Genomic DNA, 18,033 nt, shown 5'->3' on the forward strand with positions numbered 1-18,033 from the left:
TTTTACAAAAAACTCTGCGGATCGACGTCGACCTCGAGCTTGAGATTGCCTTTTGTCTTCGGACCCGCCGCAAGCCATTCGCGCAAATAGTCCGACAGATCGACGTTGCGCAGCGATTTCACCAATAGCCGGAAGCGATAGCGGCCCTTGATCACTGCCAGCGGCGCTTCGGCAGGACCCAGCACCTGGATGCGCTCGTCGATCGGCGCGATGGCGGCAAGCTTGCGCGCAAAACCTTCGGCGGTCGGCCGGTCGCCGGCGGAAATGATCAGGCTGGCGAGCCGGCCGAATGGCGGATAGCCCGATCGTTCGCGCTGATCGATCTCAGTGGCATAGAACGCCTCGCGATCGCTTGCGACCAGCGCCTTCATCACGGGATGATCGGGCTGATGGGTCTGCAGGTAACCGATGCCGCGGCCCTGGTCGCGCCCGGCGCGGCCGATCACCTGGTTGAGCAATTGAAACGTCCGCTCGGCAGCGCGCGGATCGCCATTGCTCAGGCCCAAATCCGCATCGACGACACCGACCAGATTGAGCCGCGGGAAATTATGTCCCTTCGCCACCAATTGCGTGCCGATGATGATGTCCACGCGGCCCTCGGCGATTTCGTTCAGCTCGCTGCGCATGGTTTCGATCGAGGTGATCAGGTCGCTCGACAGCACCATGGTGCGCGCGTTCGGAAACAGTTGCGCCGCCTCCTCCTGCAGCCGTTCGACGCCGGGGCCGATGGCAGCCAGCGATTCCTCGGCCGCGCAGTGCGGGCAGATATTCGGGCGCGGCATCGAGAAGCCGCAATGGTGACAGACCAGGCGCTGGCGAAAGCGATGATCCACCAGCCAGGCGTCGCAGATCGTGCAGGAGAAACGGTGCCCGCAGGCGCGGCACAATGTCAGCGGCGCGTAGCCGCGGCGATTGAGGAACAACAGCGCCTGCTCGCGCTTCTCGATCGCCTGCCCGATGTAATCGGCAAGCCGCGGCGAGACGAAGCGGCCGCGCGGCGGCGGCTCGCGGCGCAAATCGATCGCCTCGATATGCGGCATATGCTGGCCGCCGAAACGCGACGGCAATGCTATGCGCTGATAGCGCCCCTTGCGCGCGTTGACTTCGGTCTCGATCGACGGCGTGGCGGAAGCCAGGATGATCGGAATTTTCGCGATATGCGCGCGCACCACCGCCATGTCGCGGGCGTGATAATGCGCGCCGTCATCCTGCTTGTAGGCCTGGTCGTGCTCCTCATCGACGATGATCAAGCCCAAATCCGCATAGGGCAGAAACAATGCCGAGCGCGCGCCGACCACGACCGGCGCTTCGCCCGCTGCGATCGCCGCCCAGTTGCGGGCGCGGGTGCGCGGCGTCAGCTCGGAATGCCATTCCAAGGGGCGCACCCCAAAGCGCTGCGCGAAGCGGTCGAGAAATTGTCCTGTCAGCGCGATCTCCGGCATCAGGATCAGCGTCTGCTTGCCGCGGCGGATGATTTCGGCGATCGCCTCGAAATAGACTTCGGTCTTGCCTGAACCGGTGACGCCATCAAGCAGCGCGACGTGAAAGCTGCCACTCGCCGCCAGCGCCCGCATTGCATCGACGGCGGTGCGCTGCTGCCGGGAGAATTCAGGCTGGGCAAACGACGGATCGGGCGCTGGCGGTGCCAGCGGCGGCGGCATCGCCTCGATCTGCAGCGTGCCCTCGTCGACCAGCCCGTCGATCACGCCCGAACTTACGCCGGCTTCCCGCGCGGCTTCGGACTTGCCGTGCAGCAGGCCGTCCGACAGCACGTCAATCGCGCGCCGCCGCGCCGGCGTCAGGCGCCGTGGCGGCTCACCGACCAGCCGCACGCCGAGCCGCATCCGTTCGGGGCCGAGATTTTCGCCCATCCGCAAGCTCATGCGCAGCACCATGCCGCGCGCGGAAAGCGTGTAATTGGCGACCCAGTCGACGAGCGAGCGCAGTTCCTCTTTCAGCGGCGGCACGTCGAGCTTTTCGCCGACATCCTTTAGGCGGTTATGCAGGCGCGGATCGGGGTTGGTGTTGTCAGCCCACACCACCGCCACCACCTCGCGCGGCCCAAGCGGCACGCAGACGACGTCGCCGGGCTTCAGCTCCATGCCACGCGGCACGCGATACGAATAGGCCTGATTGAGCGCAACCGGCACCAGCACATCGACGACGCGTGTCGATGTGGAGGAGGAACTGGTGCTGCGCGTCGAATGGTCCATCGGGAATCAGGCTTAAGGGGTGCAGGGACTCAAGTTAAGAGGCGCTCAAGTTAAGGGCGCGCGACGGCGAGGACCAGTGGCACCGGCGCTGGTGGGGGCAAGTTAGCGAACGGTAAACGAAAGAGGTGCGATATAATCAGGAGAATCAGGGCGCCCATAGTCCATGACCAAGCCTGTTCCGTCACTTCAACCGATCGAACTCGATTGCGCCGACGCGACGCTGGCGCTGGAGATGACGCGCTGGCTGTCGCATCTGCGCGCCGAACGGCGGCTGTCCCCCAAGACGCTGGAGGCCTACGCCCGTGACCTCCGCCAATGCCTGATTTTTCTCAGCCAGCACTGGGGCCGAAAAGTTACGCTCAAGGGGTTTGCAGCGCTGGAAGCCAGCGACATCAGGGCCTTCATGGCGATGCGCCGCGCCGACGACATCGGGGGCCGCTCGCTGATGCGGGCGCTGGCGGGGCTGCGCTCGTTCGGTCGTTTTCTGGAGCGCGAAGGCAAGGGCAAGGTCGGCGCGCTCTCGGCGATCCGTGCGCCGAAAATCGGCAAGAGCCTGCCGAAGCCGATCCAGATGGCGGCCGCCAAGCGTTTTGCCGATGCCGACGAACGCGCCGGCGAGGATCGCGACCCCTGGATCTGGGCGCGCGACGCCGCCGTGATGGCGCTGCTGTACGGTTCGGGCCTGCGCATCTCCGAGGCGCTGGGGCTGAAAAAGCGTGACGTTCCGCGGCCCGGCGAAGGCGACGTCATCATCGTGACCGGCAAGGGCAACAAGGCCCGCATGGTCCCGGTGCTGCAAAACGTGCTGGCGCTGATCGCCGATTACACGGCCGTCTGCCCGCATCAGCTTAAGCCGGAGGGACCGATTTTCGTGGGCGCTCGCGGCGGGCCGCTCAGCCCGCGAATCATCCAGCTGACCATGGAGCGGCTGCGGGGCGCGCTCGGCCTACCCGACAGCGCGACGCCGCATGCGCTGCGGCATTCATTTGCCACCCACCTGCTGTCGCGCGGCGGCGATCTGCGCGCGATCCAGGAATTGCTCGGCCACGCCTCGCTCTCGACCACGCAGGTCTACACCGGCATCGACAGCGAGCGGCTGCTGGAGGTGTACAAGACCGCGCACCCGCGCCGCTGAACGCCGGCGCTCTGACATACTATCGTCACATCGTGCACTTCCCCTGCCCGCCCCTTGCGCTGGCCGAATGGTTCCGGCAATCGTAAGCAGGTCACCTGGCAGGAGGGAATCATGGGCGCACATGAAAGCATGGAGCATGCGGAGCACGCCGAGCACGCTTCCAGCTCCAACAAGAGAATCGCATTGCTGATCGCCGTCATTGCGCTGTTTCTTGCGCTGTCGGAGACCCTCGGCAAGGGCGCGCAGACCGAATCGATCAGCAAGAATGTCGAGGCGTCGAACCTCTGGGCGTTCTTCCAGGCCAAGAGCATCCGCCGCACCACGGTTCAGGCCACCGCCGAGCACGCCAAGCTGAGCCTCGGGGTCACCTCCGATCCGGCCGCAAAGGCGGCGCTGCAAAAGCAGATCGACGACTGGACCAAGACGGCGGCCCGCTATCGCTCGGAGCCGGAAACCGGCGAGGGCTCGGAAGAACTCATGAAGCGCGCCAAGCATGCCGAACATTTGCGCGACGAAGCGATGGCCAAATACCATCACTACGAAGTCGCCTCGGCCGCGTTCCAGATCGGCATCGTGCTGGCATCGGCGACCATCATCACCGGCATGATCGTGCTGGCCTGGGGTTCCGCCCTGCTCGCCGTGATCGGGATTGGCTTCACCTTCATCGGCCTGTTCGCGCCGCATGCCGTGCATTTGATGTAGCTTGCCCGCCTCTCCCATCGGGAGAGGCGGAGCCGGCCGGCGCTAGCGCGCTTCGTGCACGCGTTTGCGAAAGCGCTGGATCAGCCTCAGCATCCGACCTGACCAGCCCTCGCCGTCGCCGCGCAGCATCTCGGCGATCCGGCGCTTGACCGGCTCGACCAATGCAGCTGCCCTGGCGCGCAGCATCATGATGAACTCATAAATCTTCTTGAACCACTGCATCTTCAGCAGCTTCGGCCGCGTCACATCGAAGATGAAGGCAGTGACGCCGACGCCGACGAATTTTCCGAGAACGATGACGAAGATCGCGCTGATCCAATATTCATTCGCCAGCAGCCACAGCCCGACCAGCTTGAGCGGAAACAGCGGGATCACCGGCACCGCGAATACGATCAACGTCATCGCCGGCGACAGCGTAGCGACACGCTCGGCCAGCCATCGCTTGAACGCGCGGAATGGAATCCACGCAACGACGCGCTCGACGATCGGCTCGAGATGATCCCACAGCCATGCTTCGATCAGGAAGATGACCGCAAGCAGAACCCATAAAGGCTTAAGTAGACGGCGCAACATCCGGGTCATCTCGACCCGACGTGTGCCGGGTATCGATCACATATGGATGGCCCGTTTGCCGACCGCAAGCGCGGCTTCCTTGATGGCCTCCGAGCGGGTTGGATGCGCGTGGCAGGTCCGGGCCAGATCCTCGGCGGAACCGCCAAACTCCATCAGAACAGCGGCTTCATGGATCATTTCGCCGGCCTCACGGCCGATGATGTGCACGCCGAGCACGCGATCGGTCTTCGCATCTGCGAGAATCTTCACAAAGCCGTCCGTGGTCTGGTTGACCTTGGAGCGGCCGTTGGCAGTGAAGGGGAATTTGCCCGACGTGTAAGACACGCCCGCCTGCTTCAGCTCTTCCTCGGTCTTGCCGACCGATGACACTTCCGGCGTGGTATACACAACGCCCGGAATGACGTCGTAATTCACATGGCCGGCCTGCCCTGCAATGATCTCAGCACACGCCACGCCTTCGTCCTCGGCCTTGTGCGCAAGCATCGGACCCGCCACCACGTCGCCGATCGCATAGACGCCCTTCACGCTGGTCGAGAAATGCGCGTCGATCTCGACGCGGCCACGATTGTCGAGCGCGATACCGGCCTCCTTCAGCCCGAGGCCCTCGGTGTAGGGCACGCGGCCGATACAGACCAATACCACATCGGCTTCGATGGCCTCGGACGCACCGCCGGCCGCTGGCTCGACCTTGACTGACAGCGTCTTGCCTGACGTGTCGACGCCGGTGACCTTGGCGCCGAGCTTGAACGCAAAGCCCTGCTTTTCGAGAATACGCTGGAATTGTTTTGCCACTTCGCCATCCGTGCCGGGCAGGATGCGGTCGAGAAACTCGACCACGGTGACTTTCGCACCTAACCGGTGCCACACCGAACCGAGTTCGAGTCCGATCACGCCGGCGCCGACGATCAGCAGGCTCGACGGCACCTTCTCGAGCGACAGCGCGCCGGTCGACGACACGATGCGCTTCTCGTCGATCTCGATGCCCTTCAGCCGCGCGATGTCGGAGCCGGTGGCGATCACGATGTTTTTGGTTTCGACCGTCTGCGCCTTGCCGTCACTCCCTGACACTTCGACCTTACCGGCTCCAAGAACTTTGCCCGTGCCGTTGATGACGTCGATCTTGTTCTTCTTCATCAGGAACTCGACGCCCTTGACGTTGCCGTCGATGCCCTGCTGCTTGAAGTTCATCATCGCAGGCAAATCGAGCTTCGGCTCGGAAACGCTGACTCCCATCTTCGCAAAAGAGTGCCCGGCTTCCTCGAACATCTCGGACGCATGCAAGAGCGCCTTCGACGGCATGCAGCCGACGTTGAGGCAGGTGCCGCCCAGTGTCGCATTCTTCTCGACCACGGCGACTTTCATGCCGAGTTGCGCCGCGCGCACCGCGCAGACATATCCGCCCGGCCCGGTGCCGATGACGACGAGATCGTAGGAAGCCATGATTGAAGTCCTGTACTGAGTTCTGAGGTATTACCGGCCGCCCGACACATCGAGGATGGCGCTGGTGACGTACGAAGCGTCGTCCGACATCAGCCAGACGATGGCGTTAGCGATTTCTTCCGCGGTGCCGACGCGCTTCATCGGCACCATATGGGCCAGCCGGTGCGCGCGATCCGGCTCGCCGCCGGCCGCATGAATTTCGGTATCGATCAGCCCGGGCCGGATCGCGGCGACGCGAATCCCCTCGCCGGCCACTTCGTGGCCGAGCCCAACCGTGAACGAATCGACCGCCCCCTTCGACGCCGCGTAATCGACATAGGTATTGGGCGCGCCCAGCTTGGCCGCCACCGAGGAAAGATTGACGATGACGCCGCCCTTGCCGCCGTGCTTGGTCGACATCCGCTTCACCGCCTCGCGCGCGCAGAGGATGGAGCCGGTGACGTTGACCGCCATCACGCGCTGGATACGCTCGGCCGACATCTCGTCGACGCGCACGCCGCTCTGGCCGACAATACCGCCGTTGTTGACGAGCGCCCCTAACGTACCGAACTGATCGGCAGCCTTGAACAGCGCGAGAATGTCGCTTTCCTCGGCAACGTCGCATTTCACCGCGACGGCCTTGCCGTTCTTGCGCTCGATTTCGCTAACGACTTCGTTCGCCGCCGCCTCGTTACTGGCGTATCCGACGACGACCCGAAAACCGCGGGCCGCCGCGGCAAGCGCGGTGGCGCGGCCGATGCCGCGGCTACCGCCGGTGATGACAACAACACGATCCGTCACATTCGCCCCCATTGATCCACGCGCTCACTACACCGCTCAAAATACCCGCCGAGGAGCGGGCATTCGAACGCGCCGTGCCTCAGAGATCCAGCACCAGGCGCGCCGGATCTTCCAAGCTCTCCTTGACGCGAACCAGGAAGGTCACCGCTTCCTTGCCGTCGATGACGCGGTGATCGTAGGACAGCGCCAGATACATCATCGGGCGGATTTCGATCTTGCCGCCGATCGCCATCGGCCGCTCCTGGATCTTGTGCATGCCGAGAATAGCGGACTGCGGCGCGTTCAGGATCGGCGTCGACATCAGCGAACCGTAGATGCCGCCATTGGTGATGGTGAAGGTGCCGCCCTGCATCTCGTCGATCTTGAGCTGGCCGTCGCGGGCGCGGCGGCCGAAATCGGCGATGCTCTTTTCGATGTCGGAGATCGACTTGTGGTCGCAGTCGCGCACCACCGGCACGACGAGGCCCTTGTCGGTGCCGACGGCGACGCCGACATGGTAGTAATTCTTGAAGATCAGATCGGTGCCGTCGATCTCGGCATTGACGGCCGGAATGTCCTTGAGCGCCTGCACGCAAGCCTTGGTGAAGAAGCCCATGAAGCCGAGCTTGGTACCGTGCTTCTTCTCGAACACGTCCTTGTACTGTGTCCGCATCGCCATGATGTGGCTCATGTCGACCTCGTTGAAGGTCGTGAGCATCGCCGCGGTGTTCTGCACGTCCTTCAGGCGGCGCGCGATGGTCTGGCGCAGCCGCGTCATCTTCACGCGCTCTTCGCGGGCGGCATCGTCGGCGGGCGACGGTGCTCGCACCTGCACGGCAGCAGCCGGCTGATTGACCGGTGTCGGCGCGGAAGCCGCCTTCTCGATCGCAGCCAGCATGTCGCCCTTGGTGACGCGGCCATCCTTGCCGGAGCCGGGCACGGTCGCGGCATCGACGCCGCTTTCGGCGGAGAGTTTGCGCACCGACGGCGCCAGCGGCGCGTCCGCAGGTGCGGCCTTTGGCGCCGCAGCAGGTGCGGCGGCAGCGGCAGGCGGCGGGGCAGCCGCCGCAGCTGCCTTTGCGGGAGCGGCCGCCGGCTTGGCGCCTGCCGCGCCGTCATTGATCTGTCCGAGCAGCGCGCCGACGGCGACGGTTTCGCCGTCCTTGGCGGCGATCTCGCCCAGCACGCCCGCTGAAGGCGCCGGGACTTCGATGGTGACCTTGTCGGTCTCGAGCTCCACCAAAGGCTCGTCCACCGCCACGGCATCGCCAGCCTTCTTGAACCAGCGGCCAATGGTGGCCTCCGTCACGGACTCGCCGAGCGTCGGAACGCGAATATCAGTCATGGTCTGTTTTTCCTCAGTACCCTTAAGCGGTCATAAATCGTAACCGCCATCCCCGCCTTCCGCCTTCGCTCGTTGAGCTACGGCGGACAGGTCGCGGGGCATGACGGTTGAATGGTGGTCTAGCCTAGCGCGTCATCCAGCAGCGCCTTGAGCTGCGCCAGATGCTTCGACATCAAACCGGTGGCCGTGGCCGCCGCCGCCGCGCGGCCGGCGTAACGCGGACGCCTGTTCGGCGCGTGGATCTGGTTCAGCACCCATTCGAGATAGGGCTCGATGAAGTGCCAGGCACCCATGTTGCGCGGCTCTTCCTGGCACCAGACGACTTCGGCGTTCTTGAAGCGGGCGAGTTCATGCACCAGCGCCTTCAACGGCACCGGATACAGCTGCTCGACGCGCATCAGGTAGATGTCGTCGATGCCGCGCTTCTCGCGCTCCTCGTAGAGATCGTAATAGACCTTGCCCGAGCACAGCACGATGCGACGGATCTTGTCGTCGTCCACCAGCTTGATCTTCTCGTCCGGCAGCATCTGGGCGTCATCGTAGAGGATGCGGTGGAACGTGGCGTCCTTGCCGAGCTCGTCGAGCCGCGACACTGCCCGCTTGTGGCGCAGCAGCGATTTCGGCGTCATCAGGATCAGCGGTTTACGGATTTCGCGATGCAGCTGACGCCGCAGTACGTGGAAGTAATTCGCCGGCGTGGTGGGATAGACCACCTGCATGTTGTCTTCGGCGCACATCTGCAGGAAGCGTTCGAGCCGCGCCGAGGAGTGCTCCGGTCCCTGCCCTTCATAGCCATGCGGCAGCAGGCAGACGAGACCCGACATGCGCAGCCATTTGCGCTCGCCCGAGGAGATGAACTGGTCGAACAGCACCTGCGCCCCGTTGGCGAAGTCGCCGAACTGGGCTTCCCACATCGCGAGCGCATTCGGCTCGGCCAGTGAATAGCCGTACTCGAAGCCAAGCACCGCCTCTTCCGAAAGCAGCGAGTTGATCACCTCGTAGTGGCCCTGATCGGGGCCAAGGTGATTGAACGGCGTGTAACGGCTCTCATCCTCCTGGTCGATCAGCACCGAATGGCGCTGCGAGAAGGTGCCGCGCTCGGAGTCCTGCCCCGACAGGCGGACGTGCCGGCCTTCCTGCATCAGCGTGCAGAACGCCAGCGCCTCGCCGGTTGCCCAGTCGATGCCGACGCCATTGTCGATCGCCTTGGCGCGATTTTCCAGGAAGCGCTGGATGGTGCGGTGAACGCGGAAGCCGTCGGGCACCTTGGTGATCTTGCGGCCGATATCCTTCAGGATAGCCGTATCGACGCCGGTAACGCCGCGACGAGCGTCTTCTTCCTGATCGGCGGACTTGAAGCCGGCCCATTTGCCGTCGAGCCAGTCGGCCTTGTTGGGCTTGTAGCCCGAGCCGGCCTCGAGCTCGGCATCGAGCCGGGCGCGCCAGTCGGCCTTGGCCTTTTCGACCTCGCCCTCGGTCAACACGCCGTCAGCGATCAGCCGCTTGGAATAGATCTCGACCGTGCCGGGATGCAACGCGATCTTCTTGTACATCACCGGCTGGGTGAACATCGGCTCGTCGCCTTCGTTATGGCCATGCCTGCGGTAGCAGAACATGTCGATCACGACGGGCTTGTGGAATTTCTGCCGGAATTCGATCGCAACCTTGGCCGCGAACACCACGGCTTCCGGATCGTCGCCGTTCACATGGAAGATCGGCGCGTCGATCATCTTCGCCACGTCGGACGGATAGGGCGAGGAACGCGAGTAGCGCGGATAGGTGGTGAAGCCGATCTGGTTGTTGACGATGAAGTGCAGCGAACCGCCGGTGCGGTAGCCCTTCAGGTCGGACAGGCCGAAGCATTCGGCGACCACGCCCTGACCGGCGAAGGCGGCGTCGCCATGCATCAGCACCGGCAGCACCGAAATCCGCATGTCCGGCGGATCGCCGTGCTGGTCCTGCTTGGCGCGCACCTTGCCGAGCACGACGGGATCGACGATTTCCAGATGCGACGGGTTGGCGGTCAGCGACAGATGGATCCTGTTGTTGTCGAACTCGCGGTCCGACGAGGCGCCGAGATGATATTTGACGTCGCCGGAGCCTTCGACCGCGTCGGGATTGGCGGAGCCGCCCTTGAATTCATGGAACAGCGCGCGGTGCGGCTTGCCCATCACCTGCGTCAGCACGTTGAGGCGGCCGCGATGCGGCATGCCGAGCACGATTTCCTTCACTCCGAGATTGCCGCCGCGCTTGATGATCTGCTCCAGCGCCGGGATCAGCGATTCAGCTCCGTCGAGGCCGAAGCGCTTGGTGCCGGTGAATTTGATGTCGCAGAACTTCTCAAAGCCTTCGGCTTCGATCAGCTTGTTGAGGATCGCGCGCCGGCCTTCCGGCGTGAAGCTGATTTCCTTGTCCGGCCCTTCGATGCGTTCCTGGATCCAGGCCTTCTGCGCCGCGTTGCTGATGTGCATGAACTCGACGCCGAGCGTCTGGCAGTAGGTGCGCTCGCAGATCGCGACGATTTCGCGAAGCGTGCCGTATTCCAGACCGAGCACGTGATCGAGGAAGATCTTGCGGTCGAAATCGGCCTCGGCAAACCCGTAGGTGCGCGGATCAAGCTCCTCGCGGTCGCGCTGGGCCTCGATACCGAGCGGATCGAGCTTGGCGTGGAAATGACCGCGCATGCGATAGGCGCGGATCAGCATCAGGGCGCGAACCGAATCGCGCGTCGCCTGGTTGATGTCGGCCGACGCCACTTCGGCGCCCTTGGCCTGCGCCTTGGCCGCCAGCTTGGTGCCAACAGCCTTTTCGACCTGCGCCCAGTTGCCGTCCAGCGCCGAGGTCAGTTCGTCGCGCGGCGTCAAAGGCCAGTTGTCGCGGCCCCAGGAGGCGCCCTCGGCATTCTTCTGGACGTCGGCCGGGGTGTCTTTCAGGCTCTTGAAGAATTCCTGCCAGTCGGGATCGACTGAAGCGGGGTCCTGCTCGTAGCGGGCGTAGAGATCGTCGATGTAGGTGGCGTTGGTGCCCTGCAAAAAGGAGGAAAGGGCAAATGCGGCATTCGCGTCCTGGCGAGACATGATGGCGTCCTGGTAATTTTTGGCTTCGCGCGTGGAAAACGGCGCTTTGGCCGGTCCGGAGGCCCGGACCAGCGAGTTAAAGCACCTCTAACCTATTTAGCGCGAAATTTCCCGCCCAAAAGAACCAAGAATTGAATTAGGACTTCAATTTTTCGGCAAGGGTGTGTCCAAGCCTTGCCGGCGACGGAGAGACCGTGATTCCGGCCGATTCCATCGCTGCGGTCTTGGAACCGGCGTCGCCCTTGCCGCCAGAGATGATCGCACCGGCATGGCCCATGCGGCGGCCGGGAGGGGCGGTGACGCCGGCGATGAACCCGACCATCGGCTTCATACGGCCCCGCTTGGCCTCGTCCTTGATGAACTGGGCGGCGTCTTCCTCGGCGGAACCGCCGATTTCACCAATCATGATGATCGAGGTGGTCTTGGGGTCGGCAAGGAACATTTCCAGCACGTCGATGAATTCGGTGCCCTTGACCGGGTCGCCGCCGATGCCCACGGCCGTGGTCTGGCCGAGGCCTTCCTGGGTGGTCTGGAACACGGCTTCATAGGTCAGCGTGCCCGAACGGGAGACGATGCCGACGCTGCCTGGCTTGAAGATGTTGGCCGGCATGATGCCGATCTTGCATTCGCCCGCGGTCATGACACCCGGGCAGTTCGGTCCGATCAGGCGGGACTTCGACCCCGACAGCGAACGCTTGACGCGGACCATGTCGAGCACCGGGATGCCTTCGGTGATGCACACAATCAGCGGGATTTCCGCATCGATCGCCTCGCAGATCGCATCCGCCGCGCCCGGCGGCGGCACATAGATGACGCTCGCGTCTGCGCCGGTTTTTTCACGCGCTTCGGCGACGGTATCGAAAACAGGCAGACCGAGATGCGTCGCACCGCCTTTGCCCGGCGAGGTGCCGCCGACCATCTTGGTGCCGTACGCGATCGCGGCTTCGGAATGGAACGTGCCGTTCTTACCGGTGAAACCCTGGCAGATGACTTTGGTATTCTTGTCGATCAGAACGGACATGATGGATGTTACTTCCCTGGGTGATCGGAAACGGGATCAGTGGATTCGGCGATACGTGCCGGTGAGCACGTCGGCCCATCCTTCGGCATCAGGCGAGAACTGGATTTTCATGGTGTAGTTGTTGTCGTCGACGACTTCGTAGACATGGCGCGCATTGCCGCGCAGCGAGCCGCGCACGAGGATCAGCGTCTTGCCGGTCCAGCCGCCGGAGGCCGGCGCCGGCGAGTAGTAGCCAAGCGAATCGTGCCAGAACAGTTTGTAGTGCCGGTCCTCGCGGTCGTAGGTGAACACACCGTGGGTGGCGAAGGTTTCCTTGCCGTCGCGCATCTGGACGGCGTCCTGGATCAGGTAGAAACCGTTGAGATCCATCCGCGCCTTGACATGCGCGGTCGCCGGGCCGCCCGCGTTCCAGCGCGAGGGATAGACCATCTCTTCGCCGCTCCACTCGCCGGCAAACACGGCGAGCTTGCGGTGTTCCTCCAGGGCAGTCGGTGCGGCGAGACGGTCAGCCATCGCTAGCCTCCCTTGACGGCATTCACGATTTTCTGCGCGGCATCGTCGAGATCATCGGCGGGCAGCACGTTGAGACCGGATTCGCGGATGATCTTCTTGCCGGCGTCGACATTGGTGCCTTCGAGGCGAACCACCAGCGGCACCTTCAAACCGACCTCCTTGACGGCCGCGACCACGCCCTCGGCGATGATGTCGCACTTCATGATACCGCCGAAGATGTTGACGAGGATGCCCTTCACGTTCGGATCGGCGGTGATGATCTTGAAGGCGGCTGCAACCTTTTCCTTGCTCGCGCCGCCGCCGACGTCGAGGAAGTTCGCGGGCTCCATGCCGTAGAGCTTGATGATGTCCATCGTCGCCATCGCGAGACCGGCGCCGTTGACCATGCAGCCGATGGTGCCGTCGAGCGTGACGTAGTTGAGGTCGTATTTCGACGCCTCGATTTCCTTGGCGTCCTCCTCGGTCTCGTCGCGCAGGACCGCGACTTCCGGATGGCGGTACATCGCGTTGTCGTCGAACGCGACCTTGGCGTCGAGCACGCGCAAATCGCCCTGCTTGGTGACGACGAGCGGGTTGATTTCCAGCATCGCCATGTCCTTGGCGGTGAAGGCTTTGTAGAGCTGCGCGACCAGCTTCTCGGCCTGCTTGGCAAGATCGCCGGAAAGCTGCAGCGCTTTCGCCACCGTGCGGCCGTGATGGGCCATGATGCCGGTGGCCGGGTCGACCGAGAAGGTGATGATCTTCTCAGGGGTGTTGTGCGCGACGTCCTCAATGTTGACGCCGCCTTCGGTCGAGACCACGAACGAGACTTCTGAAGTTTCGCGATCGACCAGGATCGAGAGATAGAACTCCTTGTCGATGTCGGATCCTTCCTCGATGTAGAGGCGGTTGACCTGCTTGCCGTGGGCGCCGGTCTGGATCGTGACGAGGGTCGCGCCCAGCATCTGCTTGGCGAACTCGTTGACCTCGGCGACCGACTTGGCGATGCGCACACCGCCCTTGTCGCCAGCGGAAGCTTCCTTGAACTTACCCTTGCCGCGGCCGCCAGCGTGGATCTGGCTTTTCACAACCCAGATCGGGCCGGGAAGCGCCCTGGCCCGCCGCTTCCGAATCCGAGGCCTTCAAGACTGCCACACCGCGCGAAATCGGCACCCCGAATTCATGCAGCAACGCCTTGGCCTGGTACTCATGGATATTCATCTGGACGCTCCCCAAACCTTATGCGGCAAGTTCTACAGCCCGCCGATATTGGTAGTTGGCATACCATATACCAAAGGAACTGCAACCCCGAAAATGCTTTCGCCCCGTTTCCAGGGCGAAAGCTCAACAAAATCACCGGCCCAGCAGATCGGGAGCGATTTTCTTGCAGGCGTCGACCAGCCCCTGCACGGCGCCGACCGACTTGTCGAAGGCTTCACGGTCCTTGCCGGCCAACTCGATCTCGACGATGCGCTCGACACCCTTCGAGCCGATGACAACCGGCACGCCGACATACATGTCCTTCACGCCGTATTCGCCGTTGAGATAGGCGGCGCAGGGCAGCACGCGCTTCTTGTCCTTCAGATAGCTCTCGGCCATCGCGATGGCGGAAGCCGCCGGAGCGTAGAAGGCCGAACCGGTCTTCAGCAGGTTGACGATCTCGGCGCCGCCATTGCGGGTGCGATCGACGATCTCGTCGATCCGCGCCTGCGAGGTCCAGCCCATCTTGACGAGGTCGGGCAGCGGAATGCCGGCCACGGTGGAGTAACGCGTCAGCGGCACCATGGTGTCGCCATGGCCGCCGAGCACGAAGGCGGTGACGTCTTCGACCGAGACGTTGAACTCGTCGGCGAGGAAATAGCGGAACCGCGAGGAATCCAGCACGCCGGCCATGCCGACGACCTTCTTGTGCGGCATGCCGGAGGCCTTCTGCAGCGCCCACACCATCGCGTCCAGCGGGTTGGTGATGCAGATGACGAAGGCGTCGGGGGCGTATTTCTTGATGCCGGCGCCGACCTGCTCCATGACCTTGAGGTTGATGCTGAGGAGATCGTCGCGGCTCATGCCGGGCTTGCGCGGCACGCCGGCGGTGACGATGCAGACCTTGGCATTGTCGAGCGCCTCATAGGAATTGGCGCCGGTGAGATGCGCATCGAAACCGTCGACCGGCGACGACTGCGCAATGTCGAGCGCCTTGCCCTGCGGCACGCCCTCGGCGATGTCGAACATGACGACGTCGCCGAGCTCCTTCAGGCCAATGAGGTGAGCCAGCGTTCCGCCGATCTGACCGGAGCCAATCAAAGCAATCTTGTCGCGCGCCATGGGAAATTTGTCCTTCTGAGACGTAGAGGAGGATGGAGAGTGAACTGGGAGGCTGGTTATCCCTTTCGAATGATACGTTCAAGTCGCGGCGTGCCCAATTGTAGGCCTTGCCTTCATTTCGATCAGGTATGCCACGGGCGTTCCCAACCGTCATTGCGAGGAGCACTTGCGATGAAGCAATCCATCTATCCCCGTGCGGAAGGGTGGATTGCTTCGCTTGCAGTGACGCCGGAGCGACCTACGTCTCGACCAGGCCGGTGCTGGAGCCGCTCGCGGCTGAATCCTTCCGCCCGTGCGGGAGCGCCAGGTAGGATTCGGAACTCATTTCGATCAGCCGCGACGAGGTCCGCTTGAACTCGTTGGCCTCGTTGCCGTCGGTTGCCAGATACAGCGACACCGGATCGGCTTCCGCCGACGCCATCAGCTTCACGGCATTGTCATAGAGCGTATCGATCAGCGAGATGAAACGCTTGGCGGCGTTGCGCTCGGCGTAGTCCATGACCGGAATGCGGTCGACGAGGATGGTGTGATAGTCGTGCGCCAGCCGAAGATAGTCCGACGCCGCCAGCGGCTGCTCGCAGAGTTCGGCGAAGGTAAAGCGGGCGACGCCGTGCGACGAACAGGGCACCCGCAGGATGCGGCCCTTGATTGCGATATCGCGCGCCTTGCAGGGCGCGTTGCCGGTCATCTTGCGCCAGGCCTTGTCGAGCGCGTCACCGGCGGCGTCGTCCGCCGGCACCAGCCACATCTTCACGCCGGCGAGTTTTTCCAGCCGGAAGTCGGTGCGCGCATCGAGCCGCAGCACGTCCATGTGATCTGATATCTGCGCGATGAAAGGCAAAAACAGCGCGCGGTTCAGGCCGCCCTTGTAGAGGTCGTCGGGCGCCACGTTCGAGGTCGCCACCACCACGGTGCCGAGTTCGAACAGCTTTGTGAACAGCCGGCCCAGGATCATGGCGTCGGCAATATCGGTGACGTGGAATTCGTCGAAGCACAGCAGCCAGGCCTGATCGAAGATCGCGTTCGCGGTCAGCGCGATCACATCGCCGTCGGCGATCTCGCCGCGCGCGATGTCCTGCCGGTAGCCGTAGATCCGTTCATGCACCTCGGCCATGAATTCGTGGAAATGCGCGCGGCGCTTATGCTCGATGGCGCTCTGCTGAAAGAACAGATCCATCAGCATGGTCTTGCCGCGGCCGACCTCGCCATGGACGTAAAGCCCGCGCGGCGGCGGCTCGTCCTTGTCGGCGAACAGCCGGCCGAGCAGGCTTTGCTTGCGCCGCGGCTTGTAGCTGGACAGCCGGTCTTCCAGCGCCGCAAAGGCGTCCGCGGCACGGGCCTGCGCCGGGTCGGCCTCGATCGCTCCGGAGGTGACCAGGCCCTGATAATGGGCGCGGAACGAGGTGGGTGGGGTGGTCGACGGCATGGCTCACCTTACGGCCCCAAGCGTGCGAAAATTGCAAGCCGTGAATTGGTGGTGGAGGTATGCGCGGCTGTCCAGACCCGTAGCCCGGATGGAGCACAGCGCAATCCGGGATTCCACCCGTTGGCGAAACTAGCCCCGGATTTCGCTTCGCTCCATCCGGGCTACCGGCAACGCCTCACGCACTCAGTGCGTAGGAATCCTCGACCACGTACGGACCGCCGCCGGTGGAGGCGCGCGACGAGAACAGCACGAAGCGCGAGGCCATGAAGGTGCGGCTCGGGAAATAGCCGCGCACCGACAGATAGTCGGCGACATCCTGGCTCGAGGCGTCGTGCAGCCGCGCCAGCGTCACGTGGGGGGTGAATTTGCGTCCCTCGGGATCGAGCCCCATGCGTTGCATCATCCGCTCGAGTTCGGCCTGCAATTCGATCAGCGGCCGGCTCGGCTCGACGGAGGCGACCACCGCCCGCGGCTTGCGCCCGCCGAAACTTTGCAGGCCCTGCACCTTGACCTCGAACGGTTTGCGGTTGACCCGAAACAACATCGAGGCGATTTCATTCGCCGACATGCCGTCGATGTCGCCGATGAAACGCAAGGTGACGTGATAATTTTCGGGATCGATCCAGCGTGCGCCCGGAAGGCCGCCACGCAAATTGGAAAGGGTCTGGCCAATCTCGGCCGGAATTTCCAGTCCAGCAAACAAACGCGGCATCGCTTGACTCCCGATGCTGAAACCCGATGACGAATCACCGATCACCAATTTCTACCTGAGTTATATGACCCTGCGAAGCAGCCGGCGCCACTGGACCGGAAAGCTACGGGGAAAACTACGGGCAGGGTTATTCACTGCTGTATTTTCAGCTGCGTTGCGCAGCCATCGCGCCAAGAAATGCCTCGACACTGGGCAGAATATTTTTCACGATGATGTCGACGCCCTCAGCGGTCGGATGCAATCCGTCCGGCTGGTTGAGCTTGGCCTCAGCGGCGACGCCTTCCAGGAAAAACGGATAGAGCGGCACGCCGAAGGATTTCGAAAGCTCCGGGTAGATCGCGTTGAAGCGGGCCGCATACTCGCTGCCATAGTTCGGCGGCGCCAGCATCCCGCACAGCAGGACGGCGATCTTGCGGGCCTTCAGCCGGGTCAGGATATCGGTGAGCGCGGCGCGGGTGACGGCCGGGTCGGTACCTCGCAAGGCGTCATTGGCGCCGAGCTCGAGGATCACGGCCTCGGTTCCCTCCGGCACCGACCAGTCGAGCCGGTCGCGGCCGCCTGACGTGGTGTCGCCGGACACCCCGGCATTGATCATGTCGACCTTTATCCCCTTGGCTTCCAACGCCTTTTGCAGGCGGACGGGGAACGCCCCGGTCGCCGCCAGGCCATAGCCGGCACTCAGGGAATCGCCGAGCACGACCATCTTGATAGGCTTTACCGGGGGTGTGACCGGGGTCTGCGCAAAAACCGTCTGTGTCGTCATCAAGGCCATAATCAACACGAGTATGTGCACGAACATGCCTATCCGGCCCTCGA

General features: G+C 63.5%; 14 protein-coding genes and 1 pseudogene. 2 read left to right on the forward strand and 13 right to left on the reverse strand.

The window, feature by feature from the left end:
- Positions 1–2 precede the first annotated feature (2 nt).
- The gene (locus ABIE49_RS20405; RefSeq protein ID WP_192739030.1) at positions 3–2,213 is read right to left on the reverse strand and encodes a primosomal protein N'; all 2,211 of its coding nucleotides are present in this window, start codon (positions 2,211–2,213) and stop codon (positions 3–5) included.
- Between the two features lie 163 nt (positions 2,214–2,376).
- On the opposite strand from ABIE49_RS20405, the gene ABIE49_RS20410 reads away from it, so the two are divergent.
- Positions 2,377–3,348, forward strand: a complete 972-nt coding sequence (locus ABIE49_RS20410; RefSeq protein WP_192739029.1) for a tyrosine recombinase XerC — start codon at positions 2,377–2,379, stop codon at positions 3,346–3,348.
- A 111-nt stretch (positions 3,349–3,459) separates the two neighbouring features.
- Positions 3,460–4,050 (forward strand): DUF4337 domain-containing protein, encoded by a 591-nt coding sequence (locus ABIE49_RS20415; RefSeq protein ID WP_192739028.1) that lies wholly within the window; start codon positions 3,460–3,462, stop codon positions 4,048–4,050.
- Between the two features lie 42 nt (positions 4,051–4,092).
- Here the strand turns inward: ABIE49_RS20415 and ABIE49_RS20420 are convergent, their stop codons facing one another.
- From ABIE49_RS20420 to ABIE49_RS20475, 12 genes and pseudogenes are all read right to left on the reverse strand, one after another.
- The gene (locus ABIE49_RS20420) at positions 4,093–4,623 is read right to left on the reverse strand and encodes a hypothetical protein (protein WP_192739027.1); all 531 of its coding nucleotides are present in this window, start codon (positions 4,621–4,623) and stop codon (positions 4,093–4,095) included.
- Between the two features lie 36 nt (positions 4,624–4,659).
- Positions 4,660–6,063, reverse strand: coding sequence for a dihydrolipoyl dehydrogenase (gene lpdA / locus ABIE49_RS20425; RefSeq protein ID WP_192739026.1), 1,404 nt, complete (start codon positions 6,061–6,063; stop codon positions 4,660–4,662).
- 30 nt (positions 6,064–6,093) lie between these two features.
- Positions 6,094–6,843, reverse strand: coding sequence for an SDR family oxidoreductase (locus tag ABIE49_RS20430; RefSeq protein WP_192739025.1), 750 nt, complete (start codon positions 6,841–6,843; stop codon positions 6,094–6,096).
- 79 nt (positions 6,844–6,922) lie between these two features.
- Positions 6,923–8,167 (reverse strand): 2-oxoglutarate dehydrogenase complex dihydrolipoyllysine-residue succinyltransferase, encoded by a 1,245-nt coding sequence (gene odhB, locus ABIE49_RS20435; RefSeq protein ID WP_192739024.1) that lies wholly within the window; start codon positions 8,165–8,167, stop codon positions 6,923–6,925.
- Between the two features lie 119 nt (positions 8,168–8,286).
- Positions 8,287–11,244, reverse strand: a complete 2,958-nt coding sequence (locus tag ABIE49_RS20440; protein ID WP_192739023.1) for a 2-oxoglutarate dehydrogenase E1 component — start codon at positions 11,242–11,244, stop codon at positions 8,287–8,289.
- A gap of 136 nt (positions 11,245–11,380) precedes the next feature.
- Positions 11,381–12,265 carry a succinate--CoA ligase subunit alpha gene (sucD, locus tag ABIE49_RS20445; protein ID WP_192739022.1) on the reverse strand — a complete coding sequence of 295 codons (885 nt, stop codon included), beginning with the start codon at positions 12,263–12,265 and terminating at the stop codon, positions 11,381–11,383.
- A 36-nt stretch (positions 12,266–12,301) separates the two neighbouring features.
- The gene (locus ABIE49_RS20450) at positions 12,302–12,778 is read right to left on the reverse strand and encodes a DUF1579 family protein (RefSeq protein ID WP_192739021.1); all 477 of its coding nucleotides are present in this window, start codon (positions 12,776–12,778) and stop codon (positions 12,302–12,304) included.
- A gap of 2 nt (positions 12,779–12,780) precedes the next feature.
- Positions 12,781–13,978, reverse strand: a pseudogene (sucC, locus tag ABIE49_RS20455) (ADP-forming succinate--CoA ligase subunit beta).
- 132 nt (positions 13,979–14,110) lie between these two features.
- Positions 14,111–15,079, reverse strand: a complete 969-nt coding sequence (gene mdh, locus ABIE49_RS20460) for a malate dehydrogenase (RefSeq protein ID WP_192739019.1) — start codon at positions 15,077–15,079, stop codon at positions 14,111–14,113.
- 238 nt (positions 15,080–15,317) lie between these two features.
- Positions 15,318–16,505 (reverse strand): cell division protein ZapE, encoded by a 1,188-nt coding sequence (gene zapE, locus ABIE49_RS20465; RefSeq protein ID WP_192739018.1) that lies wholly within the window; start codon positions 16,503–16,505, stop codon positions 15,318–15,320.
- Positions 16,506–16,680: 175 nt separating this feature from the next.
- A complete protein-coding gene (gene thpR / locus ABIE49_RS20470) occupies positions 16,681–17,217 on the reverse strand; it encodes an RNA 2',3'-cyclic phosphodiesterase (RefSeq protein ID WP_192739017.1) in 537 nt (178 codons plus the stop codon).
- Between the two features lie 145 nt (positions 17,218–17,362).
- A complete protein-coding gene (locus tag ABIE49_RS20475) occupies positions 17,363–18,010 on the reverse strand; it encodes an arylesterase (protein WP_502916001.1) in 648 nt (215 codons plus the stop codon).
- Positions 18,011–18,033 lie beyond the last annotated feature (23 nt).

Source organism: Bradyrhizobium sp. OAE829 (genome assembly GCF_040546575.1).
Lineage (GTDB): Bacteria > Pseudomonadota > Alphaproteobacteria > Rhizobiales > Xanthobacteraceae > Bradyrhizobium.